General features: G+C 61.0%; 1 protein-coding gene. It reads right to left on the reverse strand.

Annotation, left to right across the window (positions count from 1 at the left end; all coding sequences use genetic code 11):
- Positions 1–2,077: acyltransferase domain-containing protein (locus tag KVT34_RS29365; RefSeq protein ID WP_217563203.1), on the reverse strand; the 2,077-nt coding region annotated here is incomplete at both ends.

Below are 2,077 nucleotides of genomic sequence, written 5' to 3' on the forward strand. Positions count from 1 at the left end.
GCCCGCCGCATGAATGACGCCGTGTATCGCGCCGAACACCGCGATCGCCTTATCCACCGCTTGCTTCATCTGATCCGCATCCGACACATCCGTCTGGACAACCAGCACCTCTCCGCCGTGACGTTCAATCTCTTCCACGCGGCGAATCCGCTTACTCGTCTCCTCTTCTTCTCCGTGCGTCTCCAGCCATTGCTGCCACTGCGAACGATCCGGCAGCCCCTGCCTGCCGAGCAGCACCAGCTTCGCGCCTGCTGTCTTGGCCAGATAACTGGCCAGTATCCCGCCGATCTTGCCCAAGCCGCCGGTAATCAGATAGACGCCGCCCGTCCGGATTCGCGCCGGTGTTCCCTTCACTTCCGGTAGCTTCACCGGCTCGTAGCTTTGCACCCACCTATGCTTCCCTCTCAGGGCAACCGCACGGTCCGCTCCGCCTGCGCGCAGTTCCGACAGTAGCTCTTCTCCGATCCGCTCCGCGTCTTTCTCTCCGCCGCGCCGCTCGATATCCACATGCCGGCAGGTAATGTTCATGTACTCCTGCGGAATTACTTTGCTTGGACCCAGCAGCGTCGCCTTCTCCGGCACCAGCTCTTCTTCGCCCGTTACTTCCTGCACGCCCTCCGACACGATCCATAGCTCCAGCCGCTGTGTGATCTGTTTGCCCAGCGCTTGCGTCAGGTACAGCAAGCTGTAGAACCCTCTCTCCTGCACCTGTTCGAAGAATGCTGCGCCTCCCACACCTTCCGGCTTGTCAACACTCCACAGATGCACCAGCCGCTTCGGCTCGATGCCTTCCTTGACCCACGCTCCGACCATGTCCTCATAATGCGACGGTTCACGCGGATCGATCGTATAGACATGTCCTTCTCTGTGGTACACCGTCCCTGGACGGACACGGATCACTACCTCGTCAGCGCCAAGCCGCTCAGCCAGACGGGACCCAATCCCGCTCTCGTCCTCGAAGACGATCCAGCTGCTTTCCGACGGCTTCGTCTGTCCCTGTTCTTCTGCACGCGCTATCCGCTTCCATGACGGTGTATAGAACCACTCGGTCATATCGCTTGTCTTGCCTGCCGGTTTGTCTCCCCCGCTCTTCTGGCCGCTTCTTGCTCCAGCACTCGTTTTCGCGGGCTCGATCCAGTAGCGCTGACGCTCGAACGGATACGTCGGCAACGGCAGCCTGCGCCGCAACGCTCCCTGATGGAAGCTGTTCCAATCTACCTGTACGCCTTCCAGCCACATCTTGCCCAGCGATGACAGCGCGAACGCGGTGTCCGGCTGCCGGTCGTATTCGTGACGAACCGCGGGAATGACGACCGCATCCTTGAGCTGCTCGCCCATACGCTGCATGATCAGGCTGCCGAGCGTATAGCCAGGTCCTGCCTCCAGCAGCAACGCCTCCCGATCTTCCAGGAGCGTCTGCACCGCATCGGCGAAGCGTACCGCTTGGCACATATGATTCGCCCAGTGCTCCGGATCGACCGCCTCTGCTTCCGTAATCCACGTTCCCGTGACGGTCGATATATATGAACGCTTCGGAGGATGAAGCCGTACGCTCCCCGCCAGCGCCTTGAACGGCTCCCTCGCCGGTTCCATCATGATACTGTGGAACGCATGCGAAGTCTGAATTCGGCGGCATACGTGCTCTTCAGCAGCCAACTGCTGCTCCAGACGCTCAATGTCAGCGACTGGTCCCGCTACGACGCACATCGACGGTCCATTGACCGCGCTGATGGACATGCCCGCTCCGATCCGCCCCAGCAGATCACTCTCGCCCATCGGCACCGCCAGCATCGCTCCACCGGGCAGCGCATCCATCAGTTCGGCCCGCTTCGCGACCAGATACAGCGCGTCTTCCAGCGTCAATACGCCACTAAGGCAAGCCGCCACATATTCCCCGATGCTGTAGCCGATCATGACATCCGGTTCAATGCCCCAGGACATCCACAGCTGGGCCAGCGCATATTCGACGGCGAACAAGGCCGGCTGTGCATACCGTGTCTCGTTTAACTTCAGCGCGGTCGCTTCTTCGGAGCCCCGGCCCAGCAGCATTCGTCTGAAATCCAGCCCGCCTGTGCCG

The sequence above is a fragment of the Paenibacillus sp. GbtcB18 genome (assembly GCF_019091125.1).
GTDB lineage: Bacteria > Bacillota > Bacilli > Paenibacillales > NBRC-103111 > Paenibacillus_F > Paenibacillus_F chitinolyticus.